The sequence below is a fragment of the Sphingobium jiangsuense genome (assembly GCF_014196495.1).
In the GTDB taxonomy this organism is placed as follows: Bacteria; Pseudomonadota; Alphaproteobacteria; order Sphingomonadales; family Sphingomonadaceae; genus Sphingobium; species Sphingobium jiangsuense.
This window is the reverse complement of record NZ_JACIDT010000035.1, coordinates 1-15,915: the sequence shown is the minus strand read 5'-3', so window position 1 is coordinate 15,915 and position 15,915 is coordinate 1. Positions and strand designations below refer to the sequence as shown.

23 protein-coding genes are annotated in these 15,915 nt (G+C 61.5%); all 23 read right to left on the bottom strand.

The annotated features are described in order from the left end of the window. On the bottom strand, positions 1-413 hold a 413-nt coding region (locus tag GGR43_RS22510), incomplete at its 3' end, for an HK97-gp10 family putative phage morphogenesis protein (protein ID WP_188073991.1). Beyond that, positions 413-817 (bottom strand): hypothetical protein, encoded by a 405-nt coding sequence (locus tag GGR43_RS22505; protein WP_188073990.1) that lies wholly within the window; start codon positions 815-817, stop codon positions 413-415. The genes GGR43_RS22505 and GGR43_RS22510, both read right to left, overlap by 1 nt. Positions 818-825: 8 nt before the next feature. After that, positions 826-1,266 (bottom strand): DUF4054 domain-containing protein, encoded by a 441-nt coding sequence (locus tag GGR43_RS22500; protein ID WP_223177578.1) that lies wholly within the window; start codon positions 1,264-1,266, stop codon positions 826-828. Position 1,267: 1 nt separating this feature from the next. After that, positions 1,268-1,528 carry a hypothetical protein gene (locus GGR43_RS22495; RefSeq protein WP_188073988.1) on the bottom strand — a complete coding sequence of 87 codons (261 nt, stop codon included), beginning with the start codon at positions 1,526-1,528 and terminating at the stop codon, positions 1,268-1,270. Next, positions 1,528-2,271, bottom strand: a complete 744-nt coding sequence (locus GGR43_RS22490) for a hypothetical protein (RefSeq protein WP_188073987.1) — start codon at positions 2,269-2,271, stop codon at positions 1,528-1,530. Before GGR43_RS22490 ends, GGR43_RS22495 begins: the two co-directional genes overlap by 1 nt. Next, entirely contained in the window at positions 2,268-2,543 is a 276-nt protein-coding gene (locus GGR43_RS22485; RefSeq protein WP_188073986.1) for a hypothetical protein, read from the bottom strand. Before GGR43_RS22485 ends, GGR43_RS22490 begins: the two co-directional genes overlap by 4 nt. Then, positions 2,540-2,794, bottom strand: coding sequence for a hypothetical protein (locus tag GGR43_RS22480; protein WP_188073985.1), 255 nt, complete (start codon positions 2,792-2,794; stop codon positions 2,540-2,542). The genes GGR43_RS22485 and GGR43_RS22480 overlap by 4 nt, the downstream gene beginning before the upstream one ends. A gap of 94 nt (positions 2,795-2,888) precedes the next feature. Next, positions 2,889-3,908: a DUF2184 domain-containing protein gene (locus GGR43_RS22475; RefSeq protein ID WP_188073984.1), complete on the bottom strand. Its 1,020-nt coding sequence runs from the start codon at positions 3,906-3,908 to the stop codon at positions 2,889-2,891. A gap of 4 nt (positions 3,909-3,912) precedes the next feature. Beyond that, the gene (locus tag GGR43_RS22470; RefSeq protein WP_188073983.1) at positions 3,913-4,386 is read right to left on the bottom strand and encodes a structural cement protein Gp24; all 474 of its coding nucleotides are present in this window, start codon (positions 4,384-4,386) and stop codon (positions 3,913-3,915) included. Next, positions 4,386-5,522: a DUF2213 domain-containing protein gene (locus GGR43_RS22465; protein WP_188073982.1), complete on the bottom strand. Its 1,137-nt coding sequence runs from the start codon at positions 5,520-5,522 to the stop codon at positions 4,386-4,388. Before GGR43_RS22465 ends, GGR43_RS22470 begins: the two co-directional genes overlap by 1 nt. A gap of 109 nt (positions 5,523-5,631) precedes the next feature. Beyond that, the gene (locus GGR43_RS22460; protein WP_188073981.1) at positions 5,632-6,480 is read right to left on the bottom strand and encodes a phage minor head protein; all 849 of its coding nucleotides are present in this window, start codon (positions 6,478-6,480) and stop codon (positions 5,632-5,634) included. Next, a complete protein-coding gene (locus GGR43_RS22455) occupies positions 6,480-7,982 on the bottom strand; it encodes a DUF1073 domain-containing protein (protein WP_188073980.1) in 1,503 nt (500 codons plus the stop codon). Before GGR43_RS22455 ends, GGR43_RS22460 begins: the two co-directional genes overlap by 1 nt. Positions 7,983-8,030: 48 nt before the next feature. Next, positions 8,031-9,398, bottom strand: a complete 1,368-nt coding sequence (locus tag GGR43_RS22450) for a phage terminase large subunit (RefSeq protein ID WP_284278952.1) — start codon at positions 9,396-9,398, stop codon at positions 8,031-8,033. A 139-nt stretch (positions 9,399-9,537) separates the two neighbouring features. Then, entirely contained in the window at positions 9,538-10,044 is a 507-nt protein-coding gene (locus GGR43_RS22445) for a terminase small subunit (protein ID WP_188073979.1), read from the bottom strand. Beyond that, a complete protein-coding gene (locus GGR43_RS22440; RefSeq protein WP_188073978.1) occupies positions 10,041-10,271 on the bottom strand; it encodes a hypothetical protein in 231 nt (76 codons plus the stop codon). The genes GGR43_RS22445 and GGR43_RS22440 overlap by 4 nt, the downstream gene beginning before the upstream one ends. A 201-nt stretch (positions 10,272-10,472) precedes the next feature. Beyond that, positions 10,473-11,015: a hypothetical protein gene (locus GGR43_RS22435; RefSeq protein WP_188073977.1), complete on the bottom strand. Its 543-nt coding sequence runs from the start codon at positions 11,013-11,015 to the stop codon at positions 10,473-10,475. A 318-nt stretch (positions 11,016-11,333) separates the two neighbouring features. Continuing rightward, entirely contained in the window at positions 11,334-12,509 is a 1,176-nt protein-coding gene (locus GGR43_RS22430; protein WP_188073976.1) for a virulence-associated E family protein, read from the bottom strand. Beyond that, positions 12,506-13,306, bottom strand: coding sequence for a hypothetical protein (locus GGR43_RS22425; protein WP_188073975.1), 801 nt, complete (start codon positions 13,304-13,306; stop codon positions 12,506-12,508). Before GGR43_RS22425 ends, GGR43_RS22430 begins: the two co-directional genes overlap by 4 nt. Beyond that, a complete protein-coding gene (locus tag GGR43_RS22420; protein WP_188073974.1) occupies positions 13,303-13,620 on the bottom strand; it encodes a VRR-NUC domain-containing protein in 318 nt (105 codons plus the stop codon). Before GGR43_RS22420 ends, GGR43_RS22425 begins: the two co-directional genes overlap by 4 nt. Next, positions 13,611-14,993, bottom strand: coding sequence for a DEAD/DEAH box helicase (locus tag GGR43_RS22415; protein WP_188073973.1), 1,383 nt, complete (start codon positions 14,991-14,993; stop codon positions 13,611-13,613). Before GGR43_RS22415 ends, GGR43_RS22420 begins: the two co-directional genes overlap by 10 nt. Continuing rightward, complete coding sequence (locus GGR43_RS22410) at positions 14,990-15,163, bottom strand: hypothetical protein (RefSeq protein WP_188073972.1); 174 nt, start codon at positions 15,161-15,163, stop codon at positions 14,990-14,992. Before GGR43_RS22410 ends, GGR43_RS22415 begins: the two co-directional genes overlap by 4 nt. Beyond that, the gene (locus tag GGR43_RS22405) at positions 15,160-15,375 is read right to left on the bottom strand and encodes a LexA family protein (protein ID WP_188073971.1); all 216 of its coding nucleotides are present in this window, start codon (positions 15,373-15,375) and stop codon (positions 15,160-15,162) included. Before GGR43_RS22405 ends, GGR43_RS22410 begins: the two co-directional genes overlap by 4 nt. Beyond that, positions 15,375-15,827 carry a hypothetical protein gene (locus GGR43_RS22400; RefSeq protein WP_188073970.1) on the bottom strand — a complete coding sequence of 151 codons (453 nt, stop codon included), beginning with the start codon at positions 15,825-15,827 and terminating at the stop codon, positions 15,375-15,377. The genes GGR43_RS22405 and GGR43_RS22400 overlap by 1 nt, the downstream gene beginning before the upstream one ends. Between the last annotated feature and the right edge of the window lie 88 nt (positions 15,828-15,915).

Below are 15,915 nucleotides of genomic sequence, written 5' to 3'. Positions count from 1 at the left end.
AGGGTGCCTCCGTTCGCGACTTTTTTGACGGCTGCGGCGACCAGCTTTTGCGCCTTCGGTCGTGTTTTCTGGGCAGCGGGGCGCATGTAGGGGCGTTCTGCCATCTTAGACGTGCCGAACTCCAAATCTGCACTGTATTCAGCATTTGACGATGTTTCAGCGGTCAGTGGACCGGTTTTCGCGTTCTCGATCTTATCCGACAGATTGTGCGTGTCCGCGTTCGGTGGTTCGCCCGGCGCGCTGGGTACATGGTTCTTGCCAGAAACCGCGCCTGTCGTGATGCTGATTTGCGCCTCAACCTTCAGTAGATCAGACGCGACATAAATCGCCTTCCCGACCTCGCGCACCATCTCCGGCCCTCGGATGCGCTTGAGCCGCGCTTTGTGCGCCTTGCCGCCCGTAATCTTCACCATCAGCTCGCACTTTCATCAGGATCACCGCCATCAGGCACAGCGGCCAGACGCCCGCGACAAATCCAGTGCGACGAGGCGGCGTCCAGATCGGCGCTTTGCACCATCCACCGCCTGCCAGCCCCGTCGCTGATCTCCATGTCGGTCGTGATCGCGGCCCCCAGCCCATGCGCCAGCACGATCAACATCACATCGCCTTCGATGTAGCCCGGAGATTGCTTCATCGACCACGAGCATGCATCCCGCTGCACCTTGATCGGCAGGCTCACTCCGCCGGAATAGCCGACGATGTTGCCGGACTGGTCATAGACCGGGTTCGTCCCATCGCGATGCAATGTGCCATCGAGATACAGGCCCGAAAGCGCCGCACCGAAGATTGAGGCTATGCCACCATCAAGAAATCCCATGCGTCACCTCACCAGATCGGCCCGGAGCGGTAAAAGCCGCCCGCGCAGGGGATGGTGCCGGTTCCCGTCACACGCGGCCCGGCAACACACACCTTGAGCATCGGCCAAACGCGCTGACCATAGGACGTTGCCGCCCATTCCCCGCCGTCGCTGGAACTCGCGTCGTCGGCCCGCTCAAGCTCGATCGTGCCAGACTTGATGCGCCGGAAGCCGGACGCACCTTGCGCCGCCATCTCGCTTTCCGCGCCTGCGCCGATCCCGGCGAGCGTCAGATAATGCGCCGTCGCCAGCATCGTCGCGAGGTCCATTTGTGGACCGAGGCAGGCTTCCATCGGCTCAGTCACAAGCGCCGCCTGCGCCGACCAGAATGCATATGCGTCATCCGTCACAGTCGCGAAGGCTGGAAAGATCGCGATGAAATCGGCCTTGGAGGGCGGGGTATAGGTCACGTCAGATCACCAGATAGCATTTGGTCGGCCCGCTCATCGCTGTGATCTTGAGCGGGATAACCGGCAGGCAAGCGAGGCCGACGACAGGAAAGGCGGCGATGGTCGTACCATCCTGATTGGTCAGGTCTGCCGTCCCGTCATCGTCGAAAATGACGGCGCGGGTTTCGGGCGGGATAGTGTCGCTCCCCGGCGTCCATTCTATAATCTTCGAGCCGAATTGGTAGGGATTCGTCTCGCGATTGATTGCGAATTTGTCAGCCATCACGCCACCTTCCTTTTCCTGAATCTCATGTCCGCCTCATCCCATTCGTCGTTGGGGCGGTAGTGCATCCCGATCCATCCGTTTTCAGCCAAGTCCCACGGTTTCGGGTTGCCGGGGAAGAACATCAGCCGCCATGACGGAGCCAGATGGTTGCGCCGTGACCCCCACCAGACGACGCCGTCCTCAGCTCCCCAAGTGGCCTCGCCCCAGCCAAGCACATGGCTGATCCACGCTTGATCCGATCCGAGATATTGCTTGCCAGCCTCGATGGCGCGCTCCGGGGTGAACTCGGTATAGACCTTCGAGCGCGCGCCTGCGGTCATCAGCAGCATCGATCCATTGTACGGGCGCTTGTCGGTCGTCCCCCGATACATGATGAAATCGTCTTTGCGATCGAACAGCGGGTCGAGCGGTTCAGCAATAACGCAATCAAGATCCATCGAGACGAACCGTTCGCCCAGCCAGTCGCCCGCATCCGGCGCGAACATCGATATCCGGCGCAGGCATTGCGGGAGGCCGCGATCCTCGCCCCATGTCGGCAGGCGCACATCGTCGAACTCGCGGGGCGGTCGGATTACCTCGACGCCCTCGATGCTGATATCCTCATGCGTGAGGACCGCGAGGCGATGATCCATGGACAGATGACGCCTCACCATATCCCGCCAAATCGCGATATGATCGACGGTATAGTTTGTTCGCCCGTCTGGCTGCTTCCAGTACCACGTCGCGATGGTCAGACTCACGCCAGCATCTCCTTCAATTCTTTCATGCGGGCGTCCATCCGCTTCCCGAAATCAAAGCCAAAAGCCGCCAGATCAATGATTTTCGCCATGTCGGGCCGGTCGCTGGCAGCTTCGCGGGCGATTTCGCGCATGACCTCGCAATAGGTCAGGCGGCGCGAATGATGACCGGGGTTGATCGTATATTTCCGCTGTCCGCGCATGGACGCGAGCGCCTCGTAAAACGTCATCCTCTCCGGCACAGGGCCAAGGTTCGTGATGCCGACCTCATTCATGCTTTGCGCGGCCTTCCGCGCCGCCCCTTCGCTCTGGTCGATGCAGGCCCCGGAAGCGATCCACCGGACTTGCCATCGCCATCATGATCGAGCGGAGCAATCACCTGCACTGCCACCCCCGGCGACGCGCTGATCGCAGCGGCGTAGGCTTCGGAAAAGTCGCCGACAATGCGGCCCATCGCTGGCAAACGAAAACCCCCGTCGAGGTCGAAGGGGGAGTTGGTGAGGTTGGTAATTCGCAATTTCGGCATAGTGCGGTCCTATTGTTTTTGGGCCGCTGCCTGACCGGGATGCAGCCCCGGAGGGAAGCCCCGCCCATCACGAGACAGGCGGGGAAATCGCAGATCAGGATCCTGCGGCGGGCGGCTGGCTGATCCCATCGAGGTACCGGAAAGCCACAGTGGTCAGAACCTCGACGCCGCCAGTGCGGAAGATGCCGGGAATCGTCCAGTTGAGCGGGCCATCCTGATAGACCGGCAGGAATTGGTGCGGCATCGGCAGATGCAGCTTCACATAGTCCTGATCGTTCTTGTAGGCGACCATGCGGCCCGTTCCAGCGGCAGCGCCGACGCCAGCAGCGCCAAGTTCACGCACCGAACGGATGGTCAGCGGGCGACCAGTCGTCAGCGTGTAGATATTCGTCCGCTGCACGAAGGACAGGATCGTCTCCATCGTGGTGGCGCTGTAAGGCGTCGCCGCGATGTAGTTCAGCGCCTCGACCGGCAGCAGGATCGTGTCCGCCATCTCCGTTTCGAAGCTGGCAAGGGCGATACCCTGAAGCGCGATGTTGATATCGCGGACGATCTGCGCCGGGGTCTTGAGGCCGACGCCCGCCGAATTGACCCAGTACGTTGCGTTGCCGGTGCCATCCGCAGGCACGATGCTGGTCGTGACGCCTGCATAGTTCGTGATGCCGCCGAGGCCCTTTTCAGCCGAGCCGAAGAGGGTGATGTCATACATGAACTTGGTGTAGGCAAGACGAGCGGCGCGCGCGCGGCGATCGGGGAGGCTGGAACCGACCTGATAGGCCGTGTTCACCTCCTCGATATTATACTGGTAGCCGATAGCCGCGAGCTGGAACGTCTTGGTCTGCATGTCCTGCGACACATCAGCCAGTGGGATATCCTTCGCGTATGCCGACTGCCAGTTGGCGCGACCCGAAAGGTCAGACGTATAGGTCAGGATACCGGGCGACCAAGCGGGGCCGCTTGTATCGACATAGACGAGCCGCCCGAAATCCCAGTCGGGGAAGCGGGTTTCATAGACCGTCTGGTTGATCTTGAAGGACTGGTCCTGAATCAGCGAGAGCGCCTGTGCGTCGGTGAGCAAGCGCGCCCCGCCATTGTGACTGAAAGGTGCGTTCATGTTCTTATGCTCCTGCGCTCAGAGAGGGAATGGGACGGCGATAGCGGACGGCGCCAACCTCGCCAGCGGAGCCGCTTTCCTCGAATTGTGCGCCGGGGATCGTCAGGACGGTCGAGGATGCATTCGCGCCGGTCCAGACCTTGTTGATCACGTCGAACCGAGCCTGCGCGCCCTTGGTGACATTCGCGCCAAGCAGCACGCCAATGACGCCGACTTCGCAGATACCGACATTGTCGTACTGCTCATAATTGTCGCCCGGTCGCGGAAGGCACAGAGACGCCTCAGTGATGCCGAGGACATTCTGAGCGGCGGCGGTCAGGGCCGCGCAGCTATGCGCGCCGGTCCCCGCAATCGCCGGAACGCCGAAGCCAAGCTGGCCCGAACCTTCCTTCGTGCGAGTGATCGTGTTCCACTCTTCCATGTTGACGCGGCGGCCAACCTGAAACGCCTGAAGCGTATCGCGATACTGAATAGCCATTACTGGTTCCTCCAGGCGTTGAGGTCATCGACCGATTTGCTGAGAGCGGCGTCAGCCTGCGCGGCGGCGTCACCGACATTCACGATCCCGCCCCGGAAGGCATCGCGCACCGGATCGGCTGCTTTGGCATCCTTCGACAGCACGGCGAACGACGCGGCGATCTGATCGGCGGTCCATCCCTTCGCCTGATCGCCCATCTTCGCGTCCACGACCGCCTTCATGATCGCGTCGGCGTCGGCGTCCTCGGCGAAAGTCACGCCAAGCGCCTTGGCCTTGTCGCAGACCTGCGCATAAGCCTTCGCGGCGTCGCGCAGCTTGGCGGGCGTCAGCGCGCTATCTGCAACCTTCTGGTTGAGCGTGGCGATTTCCGCGTCCTTGGCGGCGAGGGTGGTTGCCTGTTCGGCGACCTTGGCCTGCGCGTCGGTGAGCGCCTTTGCGCTATCCGATAGTTTCGTATTCAGAGCATCGACAGCGATCCGAACGGCCTCACCGTTCGTCGCATCGACTTCGGCGTCGCCGATTCGGATTTTCATAGGGGTATCTCCGGTGGTGAGGGCGGCCAGAATGGCCGGGTTAGCGTCGCAGACGGCAAAACCATCCTTGATCGCGCATTCGGAGCCAGCGCGGCCCCGATCCACGAGAGCGACGTGATTGCCGCCCGTGATTTTGGACTGGCGCGCTTGGCAGATCGTGCCATCAGCCGCCTTGAAGTCGCCGAATTCGAGTTCGGCGGCATAGCCGTTGGAAAGTTCGCGCTTGCCGCCATCAACTTTCGCGATGGTGGCGGCGTCCGTCAGCAGCAGGTCGAACGCGAGGTAATCACCTTCGCGCATGACGCCCATGATCGTGCCGCGCGCATGATCGCGCCAGTTATCGGCGGTTACAGCGTCCTTCGGATGATCGTCGGTGACGGGCTTGCCGACGAACGACTGCGCGGCGGCAGTGTCGAAAACCGTGCTCTCATCGCGCAGGACGTTGATTAGGCCCTTGTCGCGGAGACCGTGCGTATTGTCCGGGTCAACTTCGCTGCCGAGATATTGATAGACGCCCGTTCGGGCTGCCTTGGCACGCACGGCAAGATAGCCGTCTTTCGTGCGGCGGGGGGCATCAAGTGTCAGTGCGTCGCGAAACTGCATGGGGATGGTTTGCCCCACGGCGTCGGGATGCTTCTACGGACGGTGAGCGGGCGCAAATACAGACGTGTGTCGTTTAAGCATAGGCCCGCCTCGGCCAAGCCCCGCTATGTCAGTCGATTTCATCCAGCAGCGCGATATAAGCCATTTCGCGACATCCGCACCAAGGAGCCATCCCTGCACGATCATCGGCGGGGATCGCTTCGCCGCCATCAGCGGCCTTTCCTGTGCGCAGATCGTACACCTTGCCATTGCGCGCGACGTGCCATGAGCGCGGGTGCTTCTTCCCGCTATGGCGCCATCTGATCTGCTCTATCCCAGCCTCTGCCTGCCTCTCTCGGTCGAGGGTGGCGGATAACTTGCTGTTCTGATCAGCGGCTATCCTCACCGCACGCGCGCGGCTGCCGCCAACCGCCTCGTGTATTTCCTTCGCCACCTCGCGAACGGGTGTCCGGCTTTGGTAGCCCCGGAACACCGCGTCGGAAATCTTCGCCTGCGTCACGTCCGAAACATTGCGGACGAGGGCGACATTGCGCGCCAGCCATGTGGAGAGCGCTTCCTCGACGGGCTGAGCGGTCAGGATCGTGGTGAGGTCAACACCTGTCCCGGCCTTGACAGCAGCAGCCCATTTCGAGCGGTGGACAGTTTCCGCGCGGACAGCCCAGCGCCGCAGCGCCGGGGTAATGACCGTCACGAGCCGCGTCATGAACTCGCTGGCAGTCTGGTCGATCGCGGCCTGCATCTGGTCGGCGGTATCGTGGATCAGCGCGTCGGCGGTGGGGAGGGGTGGCGGATCGTAACCCGCGAGGATGGCGTCAAGGTTCTCAGCCCAGATCGTCGCGGCCTGCGCAATGATGGCGGCAAGGTCCGTCGCCTGCGCCTTTGTCGGCTCTATCGCGAGTAGGGTTATGTCGCGCCTTTTACCGGAGGCGCGGACGATGGCGGGAAGGTCGAAGGCCATTATCCTGTCGGACGAGATGCCGACTGCGCATCATTGGCACGGCGGGCGGGCGAGCCACTTCCAGACTGCCCGCCGCTACCGGCAGATACGGACTGACCACCTCCTTTCGCTGTTTCGACAGGAATAATATCAAGATCGTCGTCATCGCCCGGCAAACCATCGCCAGCGGCCTCCGCTTCCTTCAGCGCATCTTCGAGGCCCGGCCAGCGCTGGCTTTCGATCAGGCGGTTTTGCACAGCCTTCGCCAGCGCTGGCTCCGGGATAACGCCAGCATTCACCAGCGTGACGACAGTCGTCGCCTCCTTTGCCTCAATTTCAGCCTGCCGCGCTTCATCCATCGCCTGCGCGGGAGAGAACGACCAAACTAAATCAGCCGGGACGCCAGCCGATTGCAGCATGACCGCATCCAGCTTTTCGAGCGCGGGTCGCAAACCCGCCTCCTGCTTCGCGCTGATGCCCTGAAAATAATTCGCGAGGTCGCTTTCGCCGGTGCTGTTCTGACCGTCGGGCGATTTACCCAACAGCCGGGTCGCCGGAATGTCAGCCGCGCCTGCGACGATCGACAGATAGGTCTTGATGACCTCCGGCATGCCAGCCCAATTGATCTGGCGTGTTTCCCACGTCTCGCCTTCGCCAAGCGCGAGCATCCGATGGATGGACTTACCCGTCGCGGCGGCCTGTAGCGCGGCCATGAACTGCTCTTGCCCGCCCGGTCGCGCCAGCATTTCGTACATGCCGGGCATCGTCAGAACATCGACCTTCGCCTCATCGATCAGCGCCGCGAAACCCCCGGTCGCGGTGGTCGCGTCCTTCACGGCCTCATCCACGACCTGCACGACGCTATCGCCCCAAAAACGATCTTCCCATGAAGTCGAATAGAGGCCGGGAACCATTTGCCCCTTGAAGATCACGAGCCGGGAAGGGTGGATGATCGGCTGCGCATGTGTGTTGACGCGGAAAACGGTCGGCTCGCCAAAAGTCGGGCTGAGCAGGTCATCATCCATCTGGCCCAGCACGATTTGCGTGCGATAGAGCGGAACGAGACTTTCGATCATCCCCGGCGCGATCTTCGCGGGGAGGGGCTTGTCAGGCGCGAAGTCCGCCAGGTTGATGAATAGCGCACCGCCGCCCAAGCGTCCGAATGTCAGGGCCGTTCGTACAGCGTGCCAGAATTTGAGGCGCTTTTCCTCAGCCTCAATCTTCGTGATTTCTTCCTTCGTCGCGGTCCAGTCACGGCCCGCGCGTGTCATGTCCTCGGCTGGGACATCCACGATCTTGCGGATGAGCCACGATGACCGATAGGCCGCCTCGATCTGTTCGGGTCGCATCGTCTGGTTGAGCCAGAAGCTATGCGTCGTGCGGTCAACAGATGTTCCGCGTCCGGTCAGGAAATTGGCAAGCGCGCCGTCCACGAGCGGGATAGGCCGTTGCGCCGGGACGATCGACTGACCGTCGAACACGAAACCGGGCTTTGGGCGAACGTTGCGGATGCGGGCGGACATGCGCAGAGCGTGCGGGTGGGGGTGGCGGATTGCTACGGACGGCAGGGGTTAGAGGACGTCGAAGCGGGTGAGTCTAGAGTTCAGCATCAACTCGGTGAGCGCCCACACCAGAGCGTCAGCACGGTCGGGGCTGCTATCCCCGATGTATCCCGACGCGGTGAAGTTGCACATCTGGTCCTCCAGATCGGGAAACACCCCGACATGAGAAACCTTCTCCTGCTCGTACAGAGCGGAAATAGGCTCCGCGCGGATGTGCTTGCCGCGCGAGGCGGAAACCTCCTTGAACGCCGCCCTCCTGTCCGCTGTGGCGACCGTGAAACGCACCATGTCGCCGCCGAAATTACGCTCCCCGACGATCCGATCCGCGCCCCATTTGTCGTAAAGCTCGACCGCGCGGCGGCCCCAGCCTTCCGGCGATAGCTGGCAGGTCCCGTCCTCCAGCACATAGCCGCGCCCGTCCTCGCCAAGACCGGCGACGACGATACCTATATCATCGCCGCCGCCATCGCCCTTGGTGCCTGAAGGATCCACCGCGACGACGATCCGGCGCATTTTAGGATGCTCGGCAACGCGGGTGCTGTCGATGCCGGGTATCCGTTTCCCATCGGGGGCGGTGCGATCCTCCAGCGCCCACAGCGCGCCGTTGACTTCGCTGGCCCATTCGCCCGCCTCGAACCGCAGGCGCTTTGCGGCTGACATGGACGCCAGCACGTCGAAATATTCGGCGGGCAAGTTTTCAGCATTGTCGGAAGGGTTGACCTTCATCTCCGCGTAGTCGTCGGGGTTCGGGAGCGCTTCCTTCGTGCCGGGTTTCAACTTCGCCCGGAAAAGCTGATAGGACCAATGCAGCTTCGAAGGCGGATTGCAGTCGAAATACGCCTTCAACGCGAGGTGGGTTTTTCCGGTCGCAGCGGCGATCTCCGGCGCCAGATCGCACTTTTGCGCGAGGCGCGACATGGCCGTCTCGACGCTGCCCCAAGGAATCTGGCTGCTCTCGTTGAAATAGAGGGTCGCATATTCCTGACCAAGTATCTTCTCGACCCGCTCCTTGTCGTCCAGCCCGGCAATCCAGATTTGCGAGCCGTTCGGCAGTTCGATGTAGAAATCCGTTTTGTCGAAACGAACGCGCAGGGTAGGGAAGCAAAGCTTCAGCACTTTCGGCAGCGTATCAGCCCAAACCGATGTCTTGGCGTGGTTGAAGCGAAACCGGAAGATCACATGCCGCGAATTCGGCGCGTTTATCGCTCGCTGGATGATCGCTCGGCACAGGATGAAGGTTTTGCCGGAACGCGATCCGCCACGCAGCATGATGTTGCGGGCCGCGCTGGCGAGAAGCTTGTTCGCGAGCTTTTGGCGCGCGGTTAGCTTTGCAATCGGGGGGCCGCAGTTGTGGCCTATGGAGGCGGGAGCATTCACGGCCGCTCGTTAACTCGCGAGCGATATTGCTTACCGAGGGCAGCCACCCCGGCGACGATGTCGCGCTTGAACGGATGCTCTGGCGTCACCTTAAGCCAGAGCCACCATGCCGCCACCGATAGCTGCCACCTGAGCCACGTCACAGCACCGCATCCTCATCCAATATGTTCAGCACCATGACACCGGACTGCTCGATCTTGTCCTTGAACGCCTGCACATCGACATGCTTGCCCGCCAGTTCGAGGCGCTTCACCCGGTCGGAAAGCTTCACCTTCCGAACGATTGCGATGACCTTGCCATCGTCGTCGCGCTCTTCGTCTGTCTCCACGCCAGCGATCAGGCCTTGTCTCCAGATCAGCGGCCATTCGTGGACGGGCTTCAGAGCACCTTGTTCGTCGTACAGGTCGGCAAGGTCAGCGGTCAGTTCATGACCAAGGCGAGCGAGGACCCATGCAGCATCGATTCCGGTCTTTTCGGACCTCGCCTGCTTTGCCTCTGTAACGGCCTTCTGGATGTCAGCATTCCTCAACAGGCGCTCGCCCTGCGACGATGCAGTCTTTGCGCTGTAGCCTGCCCGTATGGCGGCCTGAGTGGCATTGAGGTCAATGAGATATTCCTCAACAAATCTCTGCTGCTTCGGAGTCATCCCTTCATCCTCCGATCCATCTTCCCAAACCTCTTGCTGAAAACCGTCACCACGACCCCATCCCGGACAAGCATCCTTTCACCATTGCGGCCGATCACGACCGGGCAACCGAACTCCTGAGCAGTCGCAAGCGCGGGCGATTGCATTTCCTCGCGGATCTTGGCGATATCGACGCCCTTCACGCGCTCAAGCCAGCGCACAATCGCGTGGTCAGTTATTTCCACCATCACCCATCCTCCGCTTCAAAAGATACGCCCGCCGCTTCGCCTTCAACTCACGCTCACCGCCCGCCATTACAATCCATTTGCGCACAAGGTCATTCCTCGCGCCATAGATGCGCTCGATCCGTCGCCATCCGCCCTCCATGAAATGCTGGACAAATCCGTCCGGTACAGGTGGCACAAGGCGAGAAGGAGGGCGCTTCCATGTCACAGGTCTACCTCGCCTCCATTTGCTTCGGTCGCGGCCTCGATGAACTCGATACGGATATGGCGAGGCGCGCGGTTATATGCGTGCTGCAACGACATGAGCGCATGCTGTTCGTAATCTGCCTGCGTCATCGTCTGCACCAGCCCGCTTTCCACTTTGCGGCTGATCGCCTGCTTTCTCATGTCGTCGTCGGACCAATGCTCGCGCTTGGCCTTCGAGAGTAGCTCCATCTGTTCAGGGCGGGGCAGATCGGCAACATGCGCATGGTGCTCGATCGACAGCGTTTCGTCGCGGACATGGCGCGGAAAGGCCGCCGCCGCCTTGGCGATATCCTTCAGCCGCTTGGGAGCGATACAGAGTCTTTCGGAGAGGAAATCGAAACCGGCCTGAGTAAGGAAGCCTTTTTCCTGACCCTCACCCATCCAGTCGGCGATTTCCCAGTCCACATTACGGCGCTTGGCGGCGAGCGTGCGGCCAGTCTCAACCCAGTCGGAGAACCCGGCGGGCGGCTCTGGCGCTACCGTGATGGCGATCTCACCCATTCCCCACCTCCATCGCGAGGGTGGGTAGAGCGCACAGGGGAGAGGTGGGGGCTATTGTTCCAATCTCCTCACGCGCGCGCGTATACGGTGGTTTTTCTATCCTCATATTTCTTTTCTCTTTAGAAAGAAGGTAGGAACAAAGGGGGTGAAAGGCGCAGAAAAGCTGGTGTTCCAACCTTGTTCCGACCTCCGTTTTTCGGTTGGAACAGGGTCGGAACAGAGTAGGTGGGAACGGCTTTCCTTGTAATTTAATTGCGCGTGTTCCAACCTGAGGTTGGAACAAACCTAGGTAGGAACACAGGTAGGAACGAGGTTGGATCATGGCCGTCTCCATAGCCATATCGGCCTGCTCTCAGGCCCTGCTCGAACCTTGATCTTGCTGAACCCGATCTCCTTAAGAGCAGCGGCCGCACGCATCTGCGCTCGCCTGTCCTTGCGTTCGTGTGGTATCCCAAGCTCGGTAAGAGCCTCATTGGTCGTGACCTCACCCCGGCCACATAGTTTGTCCTCAAGGATCGGCGCCCATGCATCCCCCTCTTGCCGGTCTGCCGTCTCGACCTCGGCTAGATGGTTCTCATCGCCCTCAAGCCACCAGCGAGCGCCATTACGATAGGCTTCCATCGCTTCTGCCCATAGCTGGTCACGTTTCTCGCGGATGCCGTCCAGATCGATCGCGGTGCAGGGGACAGGCCAGTATCGCCGGTTGCCGGTGCTGTCGGAAAGATAGCCGACCTCATCCGGGTTGATCGTGCCGAAGAATATGCAGCGGCGCGGGTGGGTGCTGGCGGATTTCGCATAGGGCAGCACCACGCGGTCGGAGCGCATGGAGATGAGGCCCTTGACGCCGTTCTGCTCCTTGCGGACGACAGCGACGAACTCCGCCAGCTCGACGCACCATGCGCCCATCATCTGCATGACCATCTTGTTGTGCTGGTCGAACAGCGAGACGGACTCGGCTGTATAATCCTCACCGAACAGCGCGGCGATCGCGCTGGACTTGCGAAGCCCCTGCGGCCCTTCCAGCACCATGATGGTGTCTACCTTGCAACCCGGCTGCATCGCCCTCGCGACGGCGCTGATGAGAACCTTAGGCCCCACCATGCGGACGAAAGGCGTGTCCGGCGCGCCGAGAAGGATTTGTAGCCAGCGATCAAGGCGATGGGTGCCGTCCCATTTCAGGCCTCGCAGATAGTCGGTAACTGGATTATAGCTGTTCTCCCGGCAAACCCGATCGATCGCCGGGCGTACGTCGCGATCCTGCGGCTGATAGTTAGCACGCTCGATAATGAGGCGAATGTCGACGACATCCGGGTCTTCGATCGGCTTACCCTGCCACTCGCATTGCTGCGTCATCTCGTTGAAGCGCAGATTGGAGCCAAGACCTTGAAGGCCGCGCAGATGGGCAATGGTGTTCGTCAGGTTCCGCTTTGGCCCCTTATCCCCCATCTGGAGGTTATGCCTCCAGGCGTTCAGATCTATGATGTCGGCCATCATGCCACCCTCCCGATATTCTGCGGCTGATGGACCCGGCTTGTTCGGCTCTGGTCATAGATTGCAAATTGCAGCTTACGCGCTTCTATGCCTTTGCCTGCTTCGATGACGGCGCCACGAGGCCAGCGAACGCCCGCGGCATCACCGATCAACAGCGCCGAAGGCGGGTGGCCCGTCCAGATCGGCGTGATATTGGCGATCTTCTGCGCGTTGAACTTGGAATAAAGCCACTCGACCCGCGCCGTCGCAAATTCCCGTGCCCATGTCTTGGCGCAGGCGTGGACGGTGAAGTGATCGGTTTCCATCGGGAGAAAAAGGAGGCTGGAGGCATCGCCATAGACCGAGGCGTTGCCGGTCGCGGGATCGAGTAGGATCAGGTCGTCCGGCTCATAATCCGGGTTGTGGTTCATCGGCTCCGGGGCCGGGAGAGCGATGGCGAGCAGCCATTTTTCGCCGTCATGGTAGGGAGCCATGCCGGAGACGGCGATATCGATATTCTGGCTCTCCGGGTTGACGCCAAGCGCGCGCGCTTTCCAGCGAATGACTTTCCGCGTGTCCCGCGTCAGCTCGTTGAGCTTGGCGCTGCGCCAGATGGAGGAAGGGGAGACCTCCTCGGTCATCCTGTGCAGCGCCGCCATGCTGTTGCGCCAGATGCGCAGGACAGCAAGCGCGTCACGGCCCTCGATCTGGTCAAGGGTCAACGCGGCGATATCCTTCGCGGCAGCCGCTAGCTGCCCCAGGATAGCCCCGCAAGCGCTGCGGTGTGCATCGTCAGCAAAGAGATAATCGCGCTGCCTCATGCCAAGCCCTCCAGCGCGAGAGCGTTCATCACGTCATCGACCGAGCGCGCGAGAATGTAGAGGCCGCCTGCCTTTTTGACAGCCGCGGCGAAATTGGCTTGGTTCTGGCGTTGACGATCCCTGCCCACCTTGACCTCGATCCCGACGAACCGGCCCTTTATGACCGCGATGATGTCGGACGAGCCGGATAGGCCGAAGCGGACAAGGCGCCCGGTCTGATCCTTGAGCGCGCCGGTCTGGTTCGGCCAAGCCATGCCAAACGGGGACACGGCAAGCAGGATTTGCCGGACAAGGTCTGAGTGCTTCACGCCCATGCCCTCCCGCCGCTGTAGGACTGGCGAACGCGCAGAATATTATCGACCCATCCGGGCTTGTAACCACGCTGGCTTGCGATCTTTTCCAGTTCCTCGCGAGTGCGGGCGTTGCTCACCTCTGCCTTTTTCTGGCGACGGATCGCCTCCTGATCGACCTCCTGCAACTCGCCGTCGCGGGTTTCGATCTCGCGTACGGCAGCGACATAGGCATGACCGCACTGCGGACAGGCGGGCGCAGGGCGATGGATGTGGAAACAGGAGGGACAGGACTTGATGGCGATGGTCGATTTCTCGCCTGCTCTGCGTTTTGCCCTATCTTCAAGGCTCCACTCCCGGTCATCGTCCGGCAGGCCATGGATCAGGCTGTTGCCCGCATGATCGAGAATGATGGCCTCGGTCTTACCCGGCGCAGGGCGAAGTGCGCGTCCAACCTGCTGGAGATGGAGAGAAAGGGATTTCGTGGGCCGGAGAAGGATGGCGGCCTCGATCGCCGGGACGTCGAAGCCTTCCCCGAAAAGCTCGCAGTTCGACAGGACTAGAGTCTCGCCCGCAATAAAGCGCTGGATCGCGGCATCGCGACTGGCGCTATCCATCGTGCCATCGACATGCTCGGCTGGTACGCCATTGGCGCGGAACTGATCGACGATATGGCGGCTATGCTCGATATTGACCGCGAACGCGACCGCGCGTTTGCCAGCGCATAGCTTGCGATAATGCTGAACCGCGTCGCCGGTGATCGACGGCCGATCCATCAACGAGGCAAGGTCATCCTTTTTGTAATCCCCAGCCTGCATCTTGATCGCGCTGGCATCGACCTGCGTCGGCGCGAACAGGCGATAGCGCGAGAGCGACCCGTTCTCGATGAGGTCGGAGACGGATGGACCGTTGACCATCGCGCCGAACCAGCGCCCAAGGCCCTTGCCATCGAGCCGCCATGGTGTCGCTGTCAAACCGACGATCCTGGCGTCAGGAAAGGCGTTGAAGATTCTTTCCCATTGCGCCGCGCCGAGATGATGACATTCGTCGAAGATAATGAGGTCGGGCGGTGCCAGCCTGTCAAGGCGGCGGGCGACCGTCTGAACGGAACCGATTTGCGCCAGCTTGTGCGGATCGCTGCTGTGGCCGCCTGCGATGATGCCATGCGGGATGCCAACCGCCGAAAAGGTGCGGCTCGTCTGCGCGATAAGCTCGCGGCGATGAGAGAGCCACCAGCACACTTTGCCGCGTCTGCTGCTGCCGCCGATCATATGTGAGCCGGAAACGGTCTTGCCGCCGCCGGTCGGAAGCTGGATGAGAACGGCGCGTTTGCCGGTCTTGAATGCTGTGCGGGCGCCATCGAGAAGGGCAGTCTGATAAGGGCGAAGCTCCATCATAGGCCGCGCACCCAGTCCCGGACCTCGCCGGGCGTCGCGCCGACATAAGCGGCTGCATTGCGGACCAGCGCCTCATGATGCACGGGCGCGCCTGTCTGCTCGGCAAGCTCACGGTCGCGCCGGTATTTGTTAAGCGCGGTCTGGCGCTGCCATTGGGTGTGATCGTTCACTCACACACCTCCCACCGATGGCCGCCATGCTCACCGCGCTTGCGGATGAACCCGCGCTCCTCCAAAGCCCTCAGGCGGCGCTGAATGCTGTTGACCGACCGCGTACCCTGATGGTCCATCATCTCGTGGATCAGCGGCGCGCGCCCGGATTTCGCCCAGGTCGAGCGGATGAACTCCAGCAATTCGAACTGGCGAGGGGTGAGGCCCATCATCACGCCGCCTGCCTTCCCATGGCCGCGCAAAGCTCATCGAACCGGGCGGCGCATATCTCAGGGTCGGTGCCGACCAGATGTCCGGCCTGCTCGAAATCGAGTTCGTTGGCGACCGCTTCCATGAGGATATCATCTCGCGCGGATGTCCATTCGAATGAGACGATCTTGTGCCGCGTTCGGTACTTGGCGGGCGCCGTAATTGTCCCGCGAGTCCGCTTACCCGTCGCGGAAATAGTCACGATGCGTTCGGTGCGCCCGCGCTCTACGGCGATCATGCCGCTGGATTCGAGGAAGGCGATGATATTCGCGCCAGCCGAAGGCGAAGCGGCGCCAATCGCCGTTGCAATCACGCTGTTCCCCGGACACACATCATTGCGATCCGCCGCCCTGCGCAGCATGCGCATGACAACCTTGGCCCTCTCGTGAAGCGGCAGGATTTCGCGGGTCGCCATTACGCCGCCTTCCGCGACACGAACCGCCCACGAGCATCGCGCTCCGGCAGAGAAGCGCGCAGTTCCACGTTCTCCTCCACCAGTTCGG

Excerpts from the sequence above, each read along its gene's own strand:
- GGR43_RS22505 (WP_188073990.1), bottom strand. The coding sequence starts at position 817 with ATGGGATTTCTTGATGGTGGCATAGCCTCAATCTTCGGTGCGGCGCTT.
- GGR43_RS22495 (WP_188073988.1), bottom strand. The coding sequence starts at position 1,528 with ATGGCTGACAAATTCGCAATCAATCGCGAGACGAATCCCTACCAATTC.
- GGR43_RS22485 (WP_188073986.1), bottom strand. The coding sequence starts at position 2,543 with ATGAATGAGGTCGGCATCACGAACCTTGGCCCTGTGCCGGAGAGGATG.
- GGR43_RS22480 (WP_188073985.1), bottom strand. The coding sequence starts at position 2,794 with ATGCCGAAATTGCGAATTACCAACCTCACCAACTCCCCCTTCGACCTC.
- GGR43_RS22475 (WP_188073984.1), bottom strand. The coding sequence starts at position 3,908 with ATGAACGCACCTTTCAGTCACAATGGCGGGGCGCGCTTGCTCACCGAC.
- GGR43_RS22470 (WP_188073983.1), bottom strand. The coding sequence starts at position 4,386 with ATGGCTATTCAGTATCGCGATACGCTTCAGGCGTTTCAGGTTGGCCGC.
- GGR43_RS22465 (WP_188073982.1), bottom strand. The coding sequence starts at position 5,522 with ATGCAGTTTCGCGACGCACTGACACTTGATGCCCCCCGCCGCACGAAA.
- GGR43_RS22460 (WP_188073981.1), bottom strand. The coding sequence starts at position 6,480 with ATGGCCTTCGACCTTCCCGCCATCGTCCGCGCCTCCGGTAAAAGGCGC.
- GGR43_RS22455 (WP_188073980.1), bottom strand. The coding sequence starts at position 7,982 with ATGTCCGCCCGCATCCGCAACGTTCGCCCAAAGCCCGGTTTCGTGTTC.
- GGR43_RS22445 (WP_188073979.1), bottom strand. The coding sequence starts at position 10,044 with ATGACTCCGAAGCAGCAGAGATTTGTTGAGGAATATCTCATTGACCTC.
- GGR43_RS22440 (WP_188073978.1), bottom strand. The coding sequence starts at position 10,271 with ATGGTGGAAATAACTGACCACGCGATTGTGCGCTGGCTTGAGCGCGTG.
- GGR43_RS22435 (WP_188073977.1), bottom strand. The coding sequence starts at position 11,015 with ATGGGTGAGATCGCCATCACGGTAGCGCCAGAGCCGCCCGCCGGGTTC.
- GGR43_RS22430 (WP_188073976.1), bottom strand. The coding sequence starts at position 12,509 with ATGATGGCCGACATCATAGATCTGAACGCCTGGAGGCATAACCTCCAG.
- GGR43_RS22425 (WP_188073975.1), bottom strand. The coding sequence starts at position 13,306 with ATGAGGCAGCGCGATTATCTCTTTGCTGACGATGCACACCGCAGCGCT.
- GGR43_RS22420 (WP_188073974.1), bottom strand. The coding sequence starts at position 13,620 with ATGGGCGTGAAGCACTCAGACCTTGTCCGGCAAATCCTGCTTGCCGTG.
- GGR43_RS22415 (WP_188073973.1), bottom strand. The coding sequence starts at position 14,993 with ATGATGGAGCTTCGCCCTTATCAGACTGCCCTTCTCGATGGCGCCCGC.
- GGR43_RS22405 (WP_188073971.1), bottom strand. The coding sequence starts at position 15,375 with ATGATGGGCCTCACCCCTCGCCAGTTCGAATTGCTGGAGTTCATCCGC.
- GGR43_RS22400 (WP_188073970.1), bottom strand. The coding sequence starts at position 15,827 with ATGGCGACCCGCGAAATCCTGCCGCTTCACGAGAGGGCCAAGGTTGTC.